Below are 17,304 nucleotides of genomic sequence, written 5' to 3' on the forward strand. Positions count from 1 at the left end.
TGCCCGAGACGCGGCCCGCCCCGGGAGGGCGACATACGAGCGCGGCCCTGGCGCCGGGGGACCGGGGCCGGGGCGGATTTGTCGCTTGACGGAGACTCTCTCATATCAGAAATCCCGGCCCTTGTCCGGGTGCGATCTAAAAAACCCGGCCCTTGTCCGGGTGCGATCTAAAAAACCCGGCCCTTGTCCTCAAATTCGCCCGGAATCGAAGGGTTTTGCGACGCTGAATCCCTTCCGGCGGGACAAGGGCAGGCTTTTCTAGAACGCTCCCGGACAAGGGTCGATAATCCTAGAGCACCCAATGACAACAGCGGACTTTCCTAGAACGCGCCAGGACAAGGGCGGCTATTTCTGGAGTTGCCCTACGCCTCCGTTACGTCCTCAATCTGGAAGATCGGCTCAGAGAGGCGCGGGTCGGCGGCGATCTGCCCCTCGGTGGGCGTGGGGTACTCGTGCCAGGGAAGCTCCTCCTCCAGGCACTGGGAGAAGTCGTCGTCGATGGCGAGCAGCGCGTCAAAGCGCTCGGAGAGCACCTGCTCGTAGCCGTCCACCAGCGTGATGCGGTAGCGCCGCGTCTGCGTGCCCCCGCCCGCGAAGGAGGCCGTAGCCTCGAGCCTTGCCTGCTCGAAGGCGTCCTCTGCGCAGGTGAAGGAGCTCAGGTAGAGCGAGCGCTCCCATGCGACGAAGTCCTCCTGCGTGGCGGCGTGCGCGCGGAAGCTCTCGAGGTAGGCCTCGTGCGCGGCATCGATCTGGGGCTGCAGCGCCGCATGGTCTTGTTCCGCCTGCTCGTCGAGCGCCTCGATGCGCCCGAGGTGCTGCTCGTCCGTCTCGCCCTCGCGCTGCGCGTACTCGTCGTTGCTGGGGATCCACGAGCTCTGAAGGTCGAGCCACGTCTTGAGCAGCGTGAGCGTCTCGTCTGCCGTCCAGTAGGCGTCCTCGTTGGAAATCGTGAGGTAGGCAACGTCGTTGTCCGCGCCGGTCAAGCAGTCGAAGGCGAGCGAATCGATGTTGCCCTCCTCGTCGGTAGAGAGCGACACGACGGGGTACTCGTGAATCGGGTCGTGAACGCTCGGCCGGTCGATCGTGACGACGGGACTGTCCGTCACGCGGTACGTCACGGCCTCGAGGCCCTCGCCGCTCGCGCTGAGGTTGAGCGAGAGCTTGAGGTAGCTGCCGTACGTGCCGTCCTGCGGCATGAGGCCGTCGGGCGTGGCCTCCACGGCAATGGCCTCGCCGGTCTCGGCAGCCTGCGCGATAGCCAGGCCAAACGCGTTCTCGGTGCCGTCACGCTGAAGGAGCGCCGGCAGCCCCAGCGCCAGCCCTGCCGTGACGGCGCATCCCGCGGCCCCGACGAGCGCGACGCGGCGGCTGACAAGGACGCGGCGTCTCGGCTCCGCCTCCCGTGCTCGCAGCTCGCGCACGCGACTCAGCACGGCGTCGTCGAGCTCGGCGCTCGGACGCACCTCACAATACAGCTCGCCCAGGCGCTTCTCTACGCGGTTCTTCTCGCTCATGACATGCCTCCCAGGTAGACCCTCAGCTTTCGCATGGCGCGCGAGAGGCGCGTGCGCACCGCCGACTCCGAGATGCCGCATGTGGCGGCGATGGCGTCTGCAGGCAGCTGCTCCACGTAGCGCAGGTGAACGACGGCGCGATAGCGCTCGGGGAGCCGCCGGATGGCCTCCCAGAGCTGGGCGTCGGTCCAGGGTGCGTCGTCCTTCTCGGCCTGCGCGACCTCGATGCCCAGCGCATCGAACGACTGCGCGTGCCGCCTCCACCATGACCGCGCGAGGTCTCGGCAGCGGTTGAGCGTGGTACGCAGCAGCCAGGCGCGCAGGTGGTCATCATCCGCGAATTGGGTGTCGCAGCAGGCAAGCGCCACGAAGACGTCCTGGTAGACGTCCTCGGCGTCGGCGCGCGACCCGGTCTGCGAGAGCGCCAGCCGCAGCACGCTCGCTCCGTGGTCGCGCATCGCCGCGCGCAGGAACGCGTCATCTCTCGCCACCCGTTGCGGCACGTCTCGCTCCTCTCGTCTCTGCCTTGAACACGGGCCTGAGGGTAGTTTGTCCCAAGTTTTCCGCGAAGGACGACCCAAAGTTTCGCACCCAAGGCCCCCTCCCTCGCGGTTTGGGTTCACGTTTTCCGCCATCACGCGATCGCAAATTCGCTCAACTGGGCTTTCTCCGACTGCCGTCCGTTCCGTAGCGCGTGCACGAATCCAAACCGTCTGGGGGTTTGGGTTCGTGGGGTACACTGGGGCGAGAAGAACCGCGTCGCAGGGAGCCCCATGGACAAGATCGCCAGCTTCACCGTCAACCACCTCGTGCTCGAGCCGGGGGTCTACGTGAGCCGCGTGGACGCCGACCCCGCTACGGGAGCCGTGGTCACCACGTTTGACCTGCGTCTGACTGCCCCCAACCGTGAGCCGGTCATGGACACCGCCGCTGTTCACGCCATAGAGCACCTCGGTGCCACCTACCTGCGCAACGACCCTACCTGGCGCGACCGGGTGGTCTACTTTGGCCCGATGGGCTGCCGCACCGGCTTCTACCTCATCCTCTTTGGTGAGCACACCTCCGCCGAGGTGGCGCCGCTCGTGCGCGCGACCTTCGAGTTCATCCGCGACTTCGAGGGGGAGATCCCCGGCGCGCGCCCGGAGGAGTGCGGCAACTGGCACGACGCCGACCTCACGCAGGCCCGCTGGTGGGCGCGGCGCTACCTGGAGAACACGCTCGAGCACATCGACGAGGCGCACCTCGTCTACCCGGAGAGCTAGGGGGCACACGTGAAGATCGGAATCATCGGCGCGATGGACGTGGAGGTCGAGCTCCTGCGCGAGCGCCTCTTCGACCAGGAGGTCACCTCGGCCGTGGGCATGGACTTCTACGAGGGACGCCTGGGCGAGAGGGACGTGGTGGTCGTCAAGTGCGGCATCGGCAAGGTCAACGCCGGCGTCTGCGCGCAGGCGCTCGTCGATCGCTTCCACGTCACGCACCTGATCAACACCGGCATCGCCGGCTCGCTCGACCCGGAGGGCCTCGACGTCGGCGACCTCGTCGTGGCCACCGACTGCGTCCAGCACGACTTCTCCGTGGCGCCGCTCGGCTACGCGCCCGGCCTGATCCCCGGCCGCGACCGCGCGGAGTTCGTCGCCGACGCCCGCATGCGCGAGGTCGCGCTCGCGACGGCCGCCGAGGTTGCGTCCGACGTCCACGCCGTCGCCGGCCGTGTGGCCTCGGGCGACCAGTTCATCTCCGCCGAGGAGGACCGCGAGCGCATCGTCTCGACGTTCGGGGCCGTGTGCTGCGAGATGGAGGGCGCCGCGATCGCCCAGGTGGCGACCTTGAACGGCGTCCCCTTCGCCGTGGTGCGCGCCATCTCGGACAAGCCCGGCGCCGAGGGCCAGACCGTCACCTACGCCCAGTTCGAGCAGGCCGCAGCCCACCACTGCGCCAAGATCGTCGCCCACATGGTCGCCGCGCTGTAATCAACCTGCCCGCCACGGCGAGAGGGGGTAACGTCCGCCGCGAGTTCTTGCCGAGCGCTCTTCTCGGCAAGCTGTCTGAGCGCCGGATGTTGTCCCCTCTCGCCGCGGCTGCGCGGCTACATGCCCATGACCGCCATGCCAACGAGCGTGGGCCCCGTGTGCACGAGCAGGTCGGCCGAGATGCCGCAGCTGATGAACTCGACGGCGTTGCCCACGCGCTCGCGCAGGCGCGCCTCGAGCTCCCCGCGCAGGCTCGGGTCGAAGGTGCACACGGCCACGCGCACCTGGTTCCAGCGCGCCGCCTGCTCGGCGATGAGGTCGACCTGGGTCTTCAGGGCCTTCTGCCAGCCGCGCGGCTTCTTCTCGATCACGTACTTGCCCTCGCGCTCGTCGCAGGTGAGGACCGGCTTGATGTTGAGCATGGAGCCCACGCGGTAGACGGCCTCGCTGATGCGCCCGCCCTTGCGCAGGAAGTCGAGCTTCTGAACCGAGAAGTACACGCGCACGCGCTCGCTCACCGCCGTGAGCACGCTGCCCAGGCGCTCGAGCGGCATGCCGGCCTCGACCTGGCGCACCGCCTCCATGACGACCATGCCGGCGGCCACGCCGATGCTCTTGGTGTCCACCGTGACGACGGGGAAGTCCTCCATCTGCCGCGCGACCATGCTCACGGTCTCGTAGGTGGCGGAGAGGCCCGACGAGATGGTCACCACGACGGCGCCCGCGTAGCCGTCGCGCCTGGCCTGCTCGAAGGTCTGCTGGATCTTCATGGGGGAGGGCAGCGACGTGGTGGGAATCTCCTCGTCAAAGCGCCGCACGACGTCCTCGGTGGTGATGTCGACGCCGTTCTCGTAGCTCGAGCCGTCGGAGTAGTTGATGCGCAGCGGGATGACGCGCACGTCGTGAGCGGCGACGAAGTCTGCCGGCGTGTCCGTCCCGGAGTCCGTGATGATGGCGATTCGCTGGTCGTTCATGGGTCCCCCCAGGCGTGTCGGGCCGTACGTTCGCTATGATGGGAGCGTAGTTCCCCGCAACACGGTATTCAATACTAGATTGACTGTTTTTCGGTAACTGCACAGGAGCGGCACATGGGCGACAAGGACAAGATCATCGCGCTCCCGCACGTGGACGCCGCCGCGCGCGAGCGGCTCGCCGAGCGCATGCGCACCCTCCACATCACCCGGATCAGCGAGATGCCCCGCATCGAGCTCTACCTCGACCAGGTTCTCACGCTCGTGACCCAGGAGCTCGAGTTCATGCGGGTCCCCGGCGACGCCACCGTGACCGGGTCGATGGTCAACAACTACGTCAAGCAGGGCGTCATCCCGGCGCCGCACAAGAAGCGCTACACCCGCAGGCACCTCGCCTCGCTGCTCTTTGTCTGCGCGTTCAAGCGCGTCTTCTCCATCGCCCAGGTCAAGCAGCTCATGGAGCGCATCTACGCCTCGGGCGCCGACTTCGCCTGGCTCTACGACGAGGCCTGCGGCCTGCTCGAGCGCTCGCTCGCGGCCTGCTTCGACGGCGCCGACGCGCGCGAGTCCCTGCGCGAGGAAGGCGTCGGCCTGGGGGAGGCGGCCGAGAGGAGCCTCGACCCCGAGCTCGAGCGCCTGATCGAGGTGTCCGTGGCCTCGCTCGCCACGAAGGTCTTCGTCGAGCAGACGCTCCTTCTCGCCGACGGTGGCGAGCAGAGGTGACGCGCCCCGGGTCCATCTTCGACGAGCCGGCGGTCGTGCGCCGCCTCGAGCGCCGAAGCTCGCTCTCGCGCCTCACCTCGAGCAGCACCATCGCCGCCGCGGTCATGGTGGGCGCCGCCCTTCTCGCCCTCGTGGTGGCCAACTCCCCGCTCTACGAGGGGGTCGAGTACGTGCTCGAGCTGCCGCTCTCGGTGGGCGTGGGCCGCCTCTCGGTGGCGCTCACCGTGGAGCAGTTCGTCAACGACTTCCTCATGGCGGTGTTCTTCCTGCTCGTGGGCATCGAGCTCAAGTACGAGATGACGGTCGGCCAGCTGCGGCGGCCCCGACAGGCGGCGCTGCCCATGCTCTCCGCGGTGGGCGGCGTCTGCGTGCCCGCCCTCATCTACCTTGCCGTCAACGTGCTCGGCGGGGGCGAGCCGCGCGGATGGGCGGTCCCCATCGCGACCGACATCGCCTTCGCGCTCGGCGTGGTGTCGCTGCTGGGCGACCGCGTCTCCCCCGAGGCCAGGGTCTTCTTTCAGACGCTCGCCATCGCCGACGACATCCTCGCCATCGTGGTTATCGCGCTCTTCTACGGGCAGACGCCGGACCTCGCCTGGTGCGCGGCCTCGCTCGTCTTCGTCGCCGCGCTCGCCGCGCTCAACCGCGCCCGCGTCTACTCGGTGGGGCCCTACGTGGCCGTCGGCCTCGTGCTGTGGGCCTGCATGTTCAACTCGGGCATCCATGCCACGCTCGCCGGCGTCATCCTCGCCTTCGCGCTGCCGAGCCGCTCGGACGTGCGCCTCGCCGACCTCGGGGGCTGGCTCGCCGCACGCGCCCGCGACCTCGACGACACCTACGACGACGAGGGCCACGTCCTCGGCCAGCACGACTTCACCGACGGCGCCTGGCGCGTCGAGCGCGTCATGCACCACGTGACGCCGCCGCTGCAGCGCATGGAGCGCTACGTCTCGGTCCTCGTGAACTTCTGCGTGCTGCCGCTGTTCGCCTTCGTCAACGCCGAGCTCCACCTCGTGGGCGCCAACATGGCGTCGGTGCTCACGAGCCCCGTCGCGCACGGCGTCTTCCTCGGCGCCGTCGTGGGCAAGCCGATCGGCATCATCGGCGTGACCGTGCTGCTCGTGCGCCTGGGCTTCGCGCGTCTGCCGCGCGGCATGGACTGGGCCCAGGTGGTCACGGTCGGCCTCATGGGCGGCGTGGGCTTCACCATGTCCATCCTGATCTGCGGCCTCGCCTTCGCCGACCCCGCCGACGCCATCGCGGCCAAGTGCGCGATCCTTCTGGGCTCGGTCGCCTCGGCCCTTCTCGGCATGCTCTTCGGGCGGCTGCTCATCCGCCGCGGGCGAGAAGGGCGACGCCGGCGGTAGGCCCGTCCGCCGCCCGGGTCTCGCACCCCGTCATGTTGTCCGCCGCTTGGGGTATCCTAGGATGAAGACGCGGCGCCGCCCGGACGGCGCCTGATTGGAGACTCACATGCGCGGACTCAAACGTCTCTGTACGGTCATCTTCGTGCTCGCGACCGTCTTCGCCCTGGCAGCCCTCACGCTCACGTGGTACGGGCCGTGGACGGACGAGGCGACCGCCCTGCTCTACCTCGAGCCCTATGCGCTGGCCGTGCTCGCGTGCCTGATCGTGAGCGGAGTCGGGCTGCTCGTCCTTCTCGGCCGCGCGCTCTTCGCCGGGAAGCGCGTGCGCACGGTCGAGGTCGCCACGGTGGACGGCGGCGTCATCTCGGTGACGCGCGACGCCATCGCCGCGCAGGCCTCCCACATCGTCGAGGCCGACGGGACCTGCGTCGCCGCGCGCGTCCACGTGGACGCCAAGCCGCGCGGGCACGTCCGCGTGCACGTCCGCGTGCTGCCGCGCCAGACGGTCGACGTGGTCGCCAAGGGCGCCGAGCTGCACGCCGAGCTGGTGGACGGCCTCGCCGCCGTCTGCGGCGACACCGTCGAGAACGTGAGCCTGGAGTTCGTCGAGCCCGAGTCCGTGACGCTCGCCGAGACGGGCGAGGCCGAGGCCGTCGCCCCCGAGCGCGAGGCGACGAGTGCCCCGGCGCCCGAGGACACGACGAGCGAGATCACCGTCTCGATGGGCCCCGCGCGCGACGCGGAGAGGGAGGCGTAAGCGATGGCGGACGAGAAGACCCCGCGCCCCAAGATCGAGCTGGAGGACAGGGGCGAGCGCCCCGCGCCCGACGACGGCTCCTACACCGTCGGCGAGGCGGTCCGCGACGGCTCGGCGCGCCTCTTTGCCTGGGTGCGCCGGACGTTCCCGGGACACGAGCACGCCTTCTGGGGCGGCGTCCTCGGGTTCGTGGCGGCGATCCTGTTTCTGACGCTCGGCCTGTTCAAGGCGCTCGTGATCGTGGTCCTCGTGATTGTGGGCGTGGCCGCGGGCCAGGCGCTCGACGGCGACTCCAAGATCATGGACCTGCTCCGGAGACTGTTCTCACGTAACTAGCGACTGCGATTGGCCCTCGGGCGCGAGCCCCGGCAGCGAGGAGAGAGACGATGAGCAAGACGGAAGACGCGAAGACGCTTACCACCGACGCCGAGACGACCGCCGCCGCGGCCGAGGAGCCCACGATGCTCGCCACCACCACGGAGGAGAGCACCGACATCGAGGCCGTCGCCGACGACGAGGACGTGGACTCGGAGGACTCGCTGACCTTCTCCAACGGCGTCATCGAGAAGATCGCCGCGATCGCCATGCGCGAGGTGCCGGGCGTCGTGGGCATGAAGGGCAACTGGTTCAACCGCGTTCAGGACGCCTTCGGTGCGAGCGACTCCACCGCCGGCGTGACCGTGGAGGTCACCCCCGAGAGCGCCGTGCGCGTGAACATCTCCGTGCTGATCGAGTACGGCGCGTACGCGCCGCAGGTCTTCGAGGACGTCAAGCGCGCCGTGGTCAAGCAGGTCACGGGCATGACGGGCCTCGAGGTCGCCGGCGTCAACCTGCGCATCGAGGACGTCCTCACCGAGGAGGAGATCGAGCAGCGCTCGCGTCGCCCCAAGAGGGACGAGCCCGAGGACGAGGAGTAGCGGCCACGTCCGCGAGGAGGGCGACATGCGTGACAGCGTGAGCATCGCCGCCGTGGGCGCGGCGGCAAGCCACAACAACCGACCGGGCCCGGACCACATGAACTGCGGCGAGTCTGTCATCGCGGCGCTCTGGGACGCCTTCGAGCCCGACTTCCCGCGTGCCGTGGTGTCCGCGGGCGCGGGCATGGGCGCCGGAATCGGCGGGTCGCGCTGCCTCTGCGGCGCCCTCAACGGCGGCGTGGTGTTTCTCGGCCTCATGATGGGCACGATGGAGCGCACCAAGCCGCTCGCCGCCGAGCTGCACGACGCCTTCTGCGAGGAGACGGGTGTGCGCACGCCCTGCTGCTGCGTGCTCACCCGCGCGATGGAGTGGCACAGCGCCGAGCGCGAGTCCCGCTGCCAGGAGAACTGCGCCGTCGCCGCCAGGGCAGCGGCACGGATCCTCTGCCGCGAGCTCGGCGTGCGCGCGGAGGACTAGGACCTCTCGAACGTCTCCCTGAACTCGCGCGGCGTCAGGCTCTCGTCGCCCGAGGCCACCCTCGTCCTCCGGACGATTCCTCACGCGTAGGCTATGTGCAGTCCGTCCGATGTTGTGCGCACAATTGCACAATTTATACGGTACCATGCAACCGCATTTCTGCAGGTACGAAACATAGTGGTGTAAACATCAAGTGATGAACTGTGCACATACCCTCTGACGGAGTGCACATAACCTCAAGAAAGCGCGCGCCAGCAGGAGAGCGCGATGACCGCGAGCGCCGCGACGAGGCAGCACGCGTCCACGACGCCGCCCGTCTTGCAGAGGCGGGCGCTGAAGCCGTGGGGGAGGGGCCAGAACAGGCGCAGGCTACGGTAGGTGAGCGCGTCGAGTGCGAGGTGCGTGGCAAAGCCGAGCGCCAGGTACGGCGCGAGCGGCGGGCAGACCAGATAGGTCGCTGCGGCAAAGCCGGCCAGCGCGAGAAGCGAGTGCGAGAAGGATCGGTGCGCCGAGAGACGCGCAGCGCACGCGAGGGCGACGAGACCGACCGCCCCGAGCAGGAGTGGCCCGAGCCCGCGTGCCATCGCTTCCCGCGCGAGGGAGGCCCCGCTCACAGCGTCATAGACCAGTGCGCCGACGAGCAGCGCGGCGGCGCCGGCCCGCGTGAGCCGCTCCCGCCAGGGGTGCGCGGTGTCGCGCACGTCGAGGTCGGGCAGGACGGAGCCGGCGGCCCCGCCGGCGGCCGCGACCGCAAGGCCCGTGAGACCCGCGGCGGGACCCGCCGCCAGCATCGCCGCCGCCGCGCCCACCGCGAGATGCGTCCGTCCCGTCATCGCGCTCCGTTTCTCTCGTCGCCCCATGGTAGCGTGCGCTGCAATGTCGTGTGAAGTCGGCGTCAGAACGTGTTTCCAGCTGTCGGCAGAGTCGATTTGTCCCTCAGTACGGGCTCTCGTTGAGAGAGCCCTGCCTTCAAAACCGACTTCTGAATTGACGCTAGGCTCGAGCGCGCTTGACGCACATGTCACCTACCGTAAAACCCCAGATATATTTAATTCGAGAATTTGTTATTGCTCTCGCGCGAGTAGAAATCTATTCACAAGTCGGTTTTGAAGGCAGATTGTCTCCAAAATGAGCCACGCCTGCCTCCCATATGCGCGAACGGGCTTCGCAACCGCCGCCGCCCAAGCGTGCTACACTACCTAACGACAACGGGGGGCTGGCGCACGCCGGCTGAGATTGGGCCCAGGATCGCGGCCCTGACCCAGGAACCTGATCCGGGTAATGCCGGCGTAGGGACGAGCTTCGCGCGCAACGAGGCACCTACGAGAGACGGGGTGCCTTGGGTACCCGGAAGGGAGGGCGCGTGAACTGCTCGGTTGCGATTCAGTTCCTGCCCATGGACGCCACCACCGACGATGCCACGTGCGACGCGGTGGATGCCGTCATCGCCTACATCGACTCGACGGGGGTCGACTACTTCGTCGGCCCGTTCGAGACGGCGATCGAGGGCGACTACGAGACCTGCATGGAGATCCTCAAGAACTGCCAGCTCGTGGGCGCCAAGGCGGGGTGCAAGCACATGATGTGCTACGCCAAGATCAACTTCCGCCCCGACGGCGACGTCATGTCCACCGACCGCAAGATCGGCAAGTATCACCCCGGCGACCCCGAGTTCGCCCAGAAGAGCGTCGAGGCGGCGTAGCGTGTCCGCACCGAGCAAGGCCCGTCGTATAGGGGTGCCGCTCGCGGCCCTCGCCGCGCTGCTCGTGGTCTGGGAGCTTCTTGTGGACCTGGGCGTGGTGCCCAACTTCCTGCTGCCCACGCCGGTGCAGGTGGTGGCCGCCCTCGTCGAGGACGCGCCGCTCATCACCGGGCACTGCGTGGTCACGCTGGGGGAGGCAGCTGCGGGATTGGCCCTGGGCGTGGCGCTCGGTTTTGTCTTTGCGGTGCTGATGGATCGCTTCGAGACGTTCTACCTGGCCTTCGAGCCACTCATGACCGTCTCGCAGACCATCCCCACCGTGGCCATCGCGCCGCTTCTGGTGCTGTGGCTCGGCTACGGTGCCCTGCCCAAGATCGTGCTCGTGGTCCTCTCCACGTTCTTCCCGATCACGGTCTCGCTCGTCTCGGGCTTTCGCTCGGTGGACCCCGACGCCATCGACCTCATGCGCACGATGAACGCGTCGCGCTGGCAGATCTTCTGGTACGCCAAGCTGCCTGCCGCGGCCGACCAGTTCTTCTCCGGCCTGCGCATCTCCGCCACCTATGCCATCGTCGGCGCCGTCATCGCCGAGTGGCTCGGCGGCAACGTGGGCCTGGGCGTCTACATGACGCGCGTGCGCAAGTCCTTCGCCTACGATCGGCTCTTTGCGTCGATCATCGTCATCACAGCCCTGTCGCTGGGCCTCATGAAGCTCGTGGAGCTCGCCCAGCGCGTCTGCATGCCCTGGAAGAGGGCAGAAGGGAACTACCATGACCGATAAGAACCTCAGCCGCCGCCAGTTTGTCGCCGTCGCCGGCGGCGCCGTCGCCACGACCGCGCTCGCCGCGTGCGGGGGCGCCGGAACTTCCGAGCAGCCCGCCGCGGAGGGCGATTCCGACGTCGCCGAGACCACCAAGGTCTCGTTCGTCCTGGACTACACGCCCAACACCAACCACACCGGCCTCTACGTGGCCCTCGACCAGGGTTACTTCGCCGATGAGGGCCTCGAGGTGGAGATCGTCCAGCCGCCCGAGGACGGTGCGGACGCGCTCATCGGCGCCGGTGGCGCCAACCTTGGCATCTCCTATCAGGACTACATCGCCAACAACCTGGCCTCCGACCAGCCCATGCCCTACTCCGCCGTCGCCGCCGTCATCCAGCACAACACCTCCGGCATCATGAGCCGTGCCGAGGACGGCATCACGCACCCGGCCGCGATGGAGGGTCACACCTACGCCACCTGGAACATGCCCGTCGAGCAGGCCACGGTCAAGCAGTGCGTGGAGGCTGACGGCGGCAACTGGGACAACGTCGAGCTCGTTCCGTACGAGACCGACGACGACGTGGCAGGCCTGCGCGCCAACATGTACGACACCGTGTGGGTCTACGAGGCCTGGGCCGTCCAGAATGCGATCGTCCAGGACGTGGACGTCAACTACTTCAGCTTCATCTCGGTCGACCCGGTCTTTGACTACTATACCCCGGTCATCGCTGCCAATGACGACTTCGCGAAGGAGAACCCCGAGGTCGTGAAGGCCTTCCTGCGCGCTGTCAAGAAGGGCTACGAGTACGCCGTCGAGAACCCCGACGCCGCCGCGGACATCCTCTGCGCCCAGGTGCCCGAGCTCGACTCGGCGCTCGTCCACCAGAGCCAGACCTACCTTGCTGACCAGTACGTGGCCGAGGCCGAGGGCTGGGGCGTCATCGACCCCGACCGCTGGGCCGCCTTCTACGGCTGGCTGAACGACAACCAGCTGCTGGCCAACCAGATCGACGTCAACGCCGGCTACGACCTCTCCTACCTGGAGTAGCGCATGACGGCCGACGAGAGGAAGTCGCAGGCTCCTGCGCTCGAGGCACGTGACCTCACGCTCTCCTGGGACGGCGAGCGCATCGTCGTCCAGGGGGTCACCGTGGACGTTGCCCCGGGCGAGGTCTGCTGTCTCGTCGGTCGATCCGGCTGCGGCAAGACCACGATCCTGCACGCCCTCGCCGGCCTCACGACCCCCATGTCCGGTCACGTCCTCCTGCACGGGGAGGACGTGACCGGGCGGCCGGGCCGCGTGAGCTACATGCTCCAGAAGGATCTGCTGCTGCCGAGCCGTCGCATCATCGACAACGTGTGCCTGCCACTCGTGCTCTCGGGCATGCGCCGTGACGAGGCGCGCGCCAAGGCGGCACCTCTCTTCGAGCGCTTTGGCCTCGCGGGCTGTGAGCTCAAGTGGCCGAGCGAGCTCTCCGGCGGCATGCGGCAGCGCGCTGCGTTCCTGCGCACCTACCTCATGGGCGCCGACGTGACGCTGCTCGACGAGCCGTTTTCGGCGCTCGACGCCCTAACGCGCACGGACGTGCGTCGCTGGTTCGTGGACGTTGCCGCCGAGCTGGGGCTCTCCGCGCTCGTGATCACGCATGACGTGGACGAGGCCGTCTCTATGGCGAGCCGCATCTACGTGCTCGCGGGCGCGCCGGCGGCAGGGGAGCCCAGCCATGTGGCGGGCATCGTGACGGTTGACCGCGTGGCCAGCGAGAGCTTCGAGCTCACCGACGAGTACCTCGCAGCCAAGCGAGAGGTCATGGCTCTCCTCGGCTAGGTCTGCCCTCTGCATAAAAATGCCGCTCGTGCTACAAATCGGCGATTTGAAAATCAAAAGTCTCGCTCGTGTAGCGTTAATTTAGCCGAAAAAGTGAATTCGATTAAAAGAGATATATTCTTTCCTGCGGTTTCGTGATTCCCGGCGGCATAGGGAGCGATTTTTCCGAAAAACTACGCTACACGAACGAGCCTTTTGATCTCTCGAAGGCCCCTAATGCTGCACGAGCGACGGTTTTATGCGTCTGCGACCAACGCCCAGACATACGAACGGCAAGAAACAGCCCCGCCGGTTTTCCATGCGAAAGATTCTCGAAGAGTACTTCCGCGTGAAAACCGGCGGGGCGACAGACTTTCAGGCGAGCCAGACGCCTACGTGAGCTTGAGGAACTCGCGGTAGCCGCGGTAGGCCTCGTAGATGTCAGCCTTGCTCGTGGCCTCCCACGGGGCGTGCATTGAGAGCACGGGCACGCCGCAGTCGATCACGTTCATGCCGTAGGTGGCCAGGATGTAGGCGATCGTGCCGCCACCACCTGCGTCGACCTTGCCCAGCTCGGCGGTCTGCCAGGCGACGCCCCCCTCGTCCATCACGCGACGGATGGTGGCCACGTACTCAGCGTCGGCGTCGTTGGAGCCAGACTTGCCGCGGCTGCCCGTGTACTTGTTGAACGTGAGGCCGTGGCCCAGGTACGCCGAGTTCTTCGGCTCGAAGACGCTCGCGAACGTGGGGTCGAAGCCGGCCGAGACGTCGCTCGACAGCATGTTGGACGCCGCGAGGCAACGACGCAGTGCGAGCGGGCCCGACTGGCCGGCGAGCTCGAGCACCTCGGCCATCGTGTCCTCGAAGAAGTGGCTGGTCATGCCGGTGGCACCCACGGAGCCAATCTCCTCCTTGTCCACGAGCAGGCACACGGCCGTGCGCGCGGGCGTCTCGGCGTCGAGCTGCGCCACGAGGCTCGTGTAGGCGCAGGAGCGGTCGTCCTGGCCGTAGCCCAGGATCATCGAGCGGTCCAGGCCCAGGTCACGCGCCGCGCCGGCGGGGACGACCTCGAGCTCGGCGGAGAGCAGGTCCTCCTCCTCGATGCCCAGCTGCCCGCTCAGAACGGCAAGCACGCCGGCCTTGACCGGGGACTTCTTGGCATCCTCGCTCTCCTCCGAGCCCTCCTCGATCACGATCGGGCGGTTGCCCACCAGCACGTCGAGCATCTCGCCGTCGATGACCTCGCTGGCCTTCTTGCCCAGCTGCTCGCTCGAGAGGTGGATCAGCAGGTCGGAGATGCAGAAGACGGGGTCATCCTCGTCCTCGCCGATCACTACGTTCACGACGCTGCCGTCCTTCTTGGCCACGACGCCGTGGATGGCCAGCGGGATGGTGACCCACTGGTACTTCTTGACGCCGCCGTAGTAGTGCGTGTCCAGCGTGACGATCTCGTTCTTCTCCTCTACGGGGTCCTGCTTGACGTCCAGGCGCGGCGAGTCGATGTGGGCGCCCAGGATGTTGACGCCGCGCTCGAGCGGCTCGGTGCCCATGTGCAGCAGCATGAGGCTCTTGCCGCGGTTGACGGCGTAGACCTTGTCGCCGGGCTTGAGGGGCTCGCCGGCCTCGACGCGGCTCGCCAGGCTCACGTAGCCGGCCTCCTCGGCCATGGCCACCGACGCGGCGCAGCACTCGCGCTCGGTCTTGTTGTCGGAGATGAAGGCCTTGTAGCCCTCGCAGAGGTAGTGCAGCTCGTCGAGCTGCTCGGAGGTGTAGCCCTTCCAGGCGTTGGGACGCTCCATGTGACTCCCTTCTCGATCGATGTGCCGCAGAAGATTCTACCCACTTGCGCGGCGGGCGAGAAGGACGCGGGACTAGTTTGCTGGCGTATCCGGAGCGGCGGGCTCGGCCGGCGTGGCGTCGTCCTCCGCCGGCTGGTCCGCTCCGTCCGAGCCCTCGGTATCCGCCGAGTCCGAGGTGGCGTCGTCCGCTGAGATCGCGTCGTCGCCCACCGGCTCGGACTGCCCGGGCTCCTCGGGGTCGGCCGTGGCGTCACCCTGCGTCACGTCTCCGTCATCGGTCGTGACCTCGGGTTCCTCCGGTTGTGTCGTCTCGCCCTGGGGCTCCGTCTGCTGCGGCTGGCCCTGCGTGACCTGTTCCTCGGCGACCGGCGCTGCGACCTGCGGCTTGGACCCGATGCCGGAGCCCTGTGTTGCCAGGTTCACCACGAGCGCGTAGGCGAGCACGGCCACGACCCCCGCGGCCGCCGCGATCAGCGCCACGCGCCTGCGGACCCGGGCCCGCGTCCGCTCGCGGGCGGCGTCGCGCACCTCGGTCGGGGCGATCGGCGTGCCGGACGCCGCGACCTCCTCCACGCGGGCACGTCCCGACACCGAGCCGACGGCGCGCGTCTCGTCGGCCGCGTCGGACCCGAGCGCGCGGATTCTCTCGGCAGAGGAGGTGAGGATGTTGCGGTAGAGCTGCGTGGCCACCGCCGAGGCCACGGCGCCCACGACGGCGCCGATGATCGACCCGGCGATGCCGATCTGCGTCGAGAGGGCGAACGACGTCGCCGCCGCGAGCGCCGTCGCGAGCAGCTGGGAAATCGAGAAGTCCCCGAGCAGGCTGCCCGAGCGGTCGTTCTTCTCGGCCATGAGGCTCCTTCCGTGAACGATTTCACATCCCAAACGTACCCAATGGGGTCCCTGACGTGCGGCGCGGCGAGAAACGACACGAAGACCTTACAAGCCGGCGGGAAAAAGCGCGTCCCGCGGGCAACACGCCGGCATACGTGGGGGTAGAATGGACGGAGTTCTGTCCTTCGTTTTTCAACAACGTATGGAGGTCAACATGCTCGTCAACGCTACTGCCATGCTGCAGGCCGCCGCCAAGGGCCACTATGCCGTCGGCGCGTTCAACACCAACAACCTCGAGTGGGCGTCCTCGATCCTCGACGCCGCCGAGGAGCTGCAGTCCCCGGTCATCATCCAGTGCACCTCCGGCGCCGCCAAGTGGCAGATCAGCTACAAGGTCGTCGCTGACATCGTGAAGCAGCTCGTCGAGGACAAGAACATCACCGTGCCCGTGGCCCTGCACCTCGACCACGGCACCTACGAGGACGTCTTCAAGTGCATCGAGGCCGGCTTCACCTCCGTCATGTACGACGGCTCCCACGAGGAGACCTTCGACCTCAACCTCAAGCGCACCGAGGAGGTCGTCAAGGCCGCCCACGCCAAGGGCATCTCCGTCGAGGCCGAGGTTGGCGGCATCGGTGGCGTCGAGGACGGCGTCGCCTCCAACGGCGAGCTCGCCGACCCCCAGCAGTGCAAGGCCATCGCCGACCTGGGCGTCGACTTCCTCGCCTGCGGCATCGGCAACATCCACGGCATCTACCCCGACAACTGGGCCGGCCTCTCCTTCGAGCGCCTCGGTGAGATCAAGGCCCTGACCGGCGACCTGCCGCTCGTCCTCCACGGCGGCACCGGCATCCCCGTCGAGCAGATCCAGAAGGCCATCTCCCTCGGCATCTCCAAGATCAACGTCAACACCGACCTCCAGGTCGTCTTCGCCGAGGCCACGCGCGCCTACATCGAGGCCGGCAAGGACCAGCAGGGCAAGGGCTACGACCCGCGCAAGCTCCTCAAGCCCGGCCGCGACGCCATCGTCGAGCGCACCAAGGAGCTCATCGTCGAGTTTGGCTCCGAGGGCAAGGGCTGGGCGTAAGCGAGAAGAACGCGCCCGCCGCATAGGCAACGCAAGCGCCCGGTCCCGCATCGCACGGGGCCGGGCGCCATTTTATCTGTTGGTTCTTCTCGCCTGACAAAGGTGACAAAGGTGCCGGGGTTGTTTGTCAGGAAAAAACCTGACAAACAACCCCGGCACCTTTGTCAGGCTACATGGGCTTGGCGGTGCAGGGATCGGAGCCGTCGGGACGGATGAGGTCCGCGAGGGTCTTGGAGTCCAGGTAGCCCGCCGTCACGCGGCCGAGGTCGCGCCAGACGCCCACGGTGGGGCAGGTGCCCACCTGCGGGCAGATCTCCTCGTTGGTGCAGTCGAGGCAGCTCACGGGCGCGAGCGACCCCTCCGCGGCGCGCAGGAGCTCGCCGAGCGTGTAGTCCTCCGGCTTGCGCGTGAGCTTGTAGCCGCCGCCCTTGCCGCGTTGGCTCTCCACGTAGCCGGCCTTGTGCATGAGGGAGATGACCTGCTCCAGGTACTTGCGCGAGATGTGCTGACGGCGCGCCACGTCGCCGAGCGACACCCAGCCGTCGTGCGCCGCGAGGTCCGCCATCGCGCGCAGCGCGTACATCCCCTTCGTCGAGAACATGCCGGCCATGG

General features: G+C 67.9%; 20 protein-coding genes and 1 riboswitch. Of the genes, 13 read left to right on the top strand and 7 right to left on the bottom strand.

Annotated elements, in window-relative coordinates:
• Positions 1–362: 362 nt before the first annotated feature.
• Together B5F73_RS02315 and B5F73_RS02320 are read right to left on the bottom strand one after the other, a co-directional pair.
• Positions 363–1,514, bottom strand: a complete 1,152-nt coding sequence (locus tag B5F73_RS02315; protein WP_087225869.1) for a hypothetical protein — start codon at positions 1,512–1,514, stop codon at positions 363–365.
• Complete coding sequence (locus B5F73_RS02320; RefSeq protein ID WP_158094740.1) at positions 1,511–2,017, bottom strand: RNA polymerase sigma factor; 507 nt, start codon at positions 2,015–2,017, stop codon at positions 1,511–1,513. The genes B5F73_RS02315 and B5F73_RS02320 overlap by 4 nt, the downstream gene beginning before the upstream one ends.
• A gap of 270 nt (positions 2,018–2,287) precedes the next feature.
• Here B5F73_RS02320 and B5F73_RS02325 point away from each other — a divergent pair, with 270 nt between their 5' ends.
• Positions 2,288–2,776 carry an S-ribosylhomocysteine lyase gene (locus B5F73_RS02325; protein ID WP_087225877.1) on the top strand — a complete coding sequence of 163 codons (489 nt, stop codon included), beginning with the start codon at positions 2,288–2,290 and terminating at the stop codon, positions 2,774–2,776.
• A 9-nt stretch (positions 2,777–2,785) separates the two neighbouring features.
• Complete coding sequence (locus tag B5F73_RS02330) at positions 2,786–3,487, top strand: 5'-methylthioadenosine/adenosylhomocysteine nucleosidase (RefSeq protein ID WP_087225881.1); 702 nt, start codon at positions 2,786–2,788, stop codon at positions 3,485–3,487.
• Positions 3,488–3,603: 116 nt separating this feature from the next.
• Here the strand turns inward: B5F73_RS02330 and B5F73_RS02335 are convergent, their stop codons facing one another.
• Positions 3,604–4,461, bottom strand: a complete 858-nt coding sequence (locus tag B5F73_RS02335) for a DegV family protein (protein WP_087225884.1) — start codon at positions 4,459–4,461, stop codon at positions 3,604–3,606.
• 114 nt (positions 4,462–4,575) lie between these two features.
• Between B5F73_RS02335 and B5F73_RS02340 the strand changes: the two genes are divergently transcribed.
• From B5F73_RS02340 to B5F73_RS02365, 6 genes are all read left to right on the top strand, one after another.
• The gene (locus tag B5F73_RS02340) at positions 4,576–5,181 is read left to right on the top strand and encodes a DUF1836 domain-containing protein (protein WP_087225887.1); all 606 of its coding nucleotides are present in this window, start codon (positions 4,576–4,578) and stop codon (positions 5,179–5,181) included.
• Positions 5,178–6,548: a Na+/H+ antiporter NhaA gene (gene nhaA, locus B5F73_RS02345; RefSeq protein WP_087225890.1), complete on the top strand. Its 1,371-nt coding sequence runs from the start codon at positions 5,178–5,180 to the stop codon at positions 6,546–6,548. Before B5F73_RS02340 ends, nhaA begins: the two co-directional genes overlap by 4 nt.
• Before the next feature lie 106 nt (positions 6,549–6,654).
• Entirely contained in the window at positions 6,655–7,305 is a 651-nt protein-coding gene (gene amaP / locus B5F73_RS02350) for an alkaline shock response membrane anchor protein AmaP (protein ID WP_087225893.1), read from the top strand.
• A 3-nt stretch (positions 7,306–7,308) separates the two neighbouring features.
• Entirely contained in the window at positions 7,309–7,641 is a 333-nt protein-coding gene (locus B5F73_RS02355) for a DUF2273 domain-containing protein (RefSeq protein WP_087225896.1), read from the top strand.
• Positions 7,642–7,766: 125 nt separating this feature from the next.
• On the top strand, positions 7,767–8,222 hold the full coding sequence (locus tag B5F73_RS02360) for an Asp23/Gls24 family envelope stress response protein (protein WP_143803124.1): 456 nt from the start codon (positions 7,767–7,769) through the stop codon (positions 8,220–8,222).
• 25 nt (positions 8,223–8,247) lie between these two features.
• The gene (locus B5F73_RS02365; RefSeq protein ID WP_087225901.1) at positions 8,248–8,700 is read left to right on the top strand and encodes a C-GCAxxG-C-C family (seleno)protein; all 453 of its coding nucleotides are present in this window, start codon (positions 8,248–8,250) and stop codon (positions 8,698–8,700) included.
• Between the two features lie 236 nt (positions 8,701–8,936).
• Here the strand turns inward: B5F73_RS02365 and B5F73_RS02370 are convergent, their stop codons facing one another.
• The gene (locus tag B5F73_RS02370) at positions 8,937–9,533 is read right to left on the bottom strand and encodes a metal-dependent hydrolase (protein ID WP_158094741.1); all 597 of its coding nucleotides are present in this window, start codon (positions 9,531–9,533) and stop codon (positions 8,937–8,939) included.
• Between the two features lie 368 nt (positions 9,534–9,901).
• A riboswitch (TPP riboswitch) is annotated at positions 9,902–10,013 on the top strand.
• Positions 10,014–10,063: 50 nt separating this feature from the next.
• On the opposite strand from B5F73_RS02370, the gene B5F73_RS02375 reads away from it, so the two are divergent.
• From B5F73_RS02375 to B5F73_RS02390, 4 genes are read left to right on the top strand one after another with little or no spacing between them, the layout of a single operon-like run.
• Positions 10,064–10,402: a thiamine-binding protein gene (locus B5F73_RS02375; protein ID WP_087225906.1), complete on the top strand. Its 339-nt coding sequence runs from the start codon at positions 10,064–10,066 to the stop codon at positions 10,400–10,402.
• A 1-nt stretch (position 10,403) separates the two neighbouring features.
• Positions 10,404–11,183: an ABC transporter permease gene (locus B5F73_RS02380; RefSeq protein WP_087225909.1), complete on the top strand. Its 780-nt coding sequence runs from the start codon at positions 10,404–10,406 to the stop codon at positions 11,181–11,183.
• Positions 11,173–12,213 (top strand): ABC transporter substrate-binding protein, encoded by a 1,041-nt coding sequence (locus B5F73_RS02385; RefSeq protein WP_087225911.1) that lies wholly within the window; start codon positions 11,173–11,175, stop codon positions 12,211–12,213. The genes B5F73_RS02380 and B5F73_RS02385 overlap by 11 nt, the downstream gene beginning before the upstream one ends.
• A 3-nt stretch (positions 12,214–12,216) precedes the next feature.
• A complete protein-coding gene (locus tag B5F73_RS02390; RefSeq protein ID WP_087225914.1) occupies positions 12,217–12,993 on the top strand; it encodes an ATP-binding cassette domain-containing protein in 777 nt (258 codons plus the stop codon).
• Between the two features lie 371 nt (positions 12,994–13,364).
• On the opposite strand, the gene B5F73_RS02395 is transcribed toward B5F73_RS02390, so the two are convergent.
• On the bottom strand, positions 13,365–14,771 hold the full coding sequence (locus tag B5F73_RS02395; protein ID WP_087225916.1) for an aminopeptidase: 1,407 nt from the start codon (positions 14,769–14,771) through the stop codon (positions 13,365–13,367).
• 72 nt (positions 14,772–14,843) lie between these two features.
• On the bottom strand, positions 14,844–15,623 hold the full coding sequence (locus tag B5F73_RS02400) for a hypothetical protein (RefSeq protein ID WP_087225919.1): 780 nt from the start codon (positions 15,621–15,623) through the stop codon (positions 14,844–14,846).
• Positions 15,624–15,819: 196 nt separating this feature from the next.
• On the opposite strand from B5F73_RS02400, the gene fba reads away from it, so the two are divergent.
• On the top strand, positions 15,820–16,692 hold the full coding sequence (gene fba / locus B5F73_RS02405; protein WP_087226790.1) for a class II fructose-1,6-bisphosphate aldolase: 873 nt from the start codon (positions 15,820–15,822) through the stop codon (positions 16,690–16,692).
• Between the two features lie 169 nt (positions 16,693–16,861).
• Here fba and B5F73_RS02410 read toward each other — a convergent pair whose 3' ends face one another.
• On the bottom strand, positions 16,862–17,302 hold the full coding sequence (locus tag B5F73_RS02410) for an Rrf2 family transcriptional regulator (protein WP_087225923.1): 441 nt from the start codon (positions 17,300–17,302) through the stop codon (positions 16,862–16,864).
• Positions 17,303–17,304: the final 2 nt, after the last annotated feature.

The organism is Olsenella sp. An270 (assembly GCF_002159735.1).
Classification (GTDB): domain Bacteria; phylum Actinomycetota; class Coriobacteriia; order Coriobacteriales; family Atopobiaceae; genus Thermophilibacter.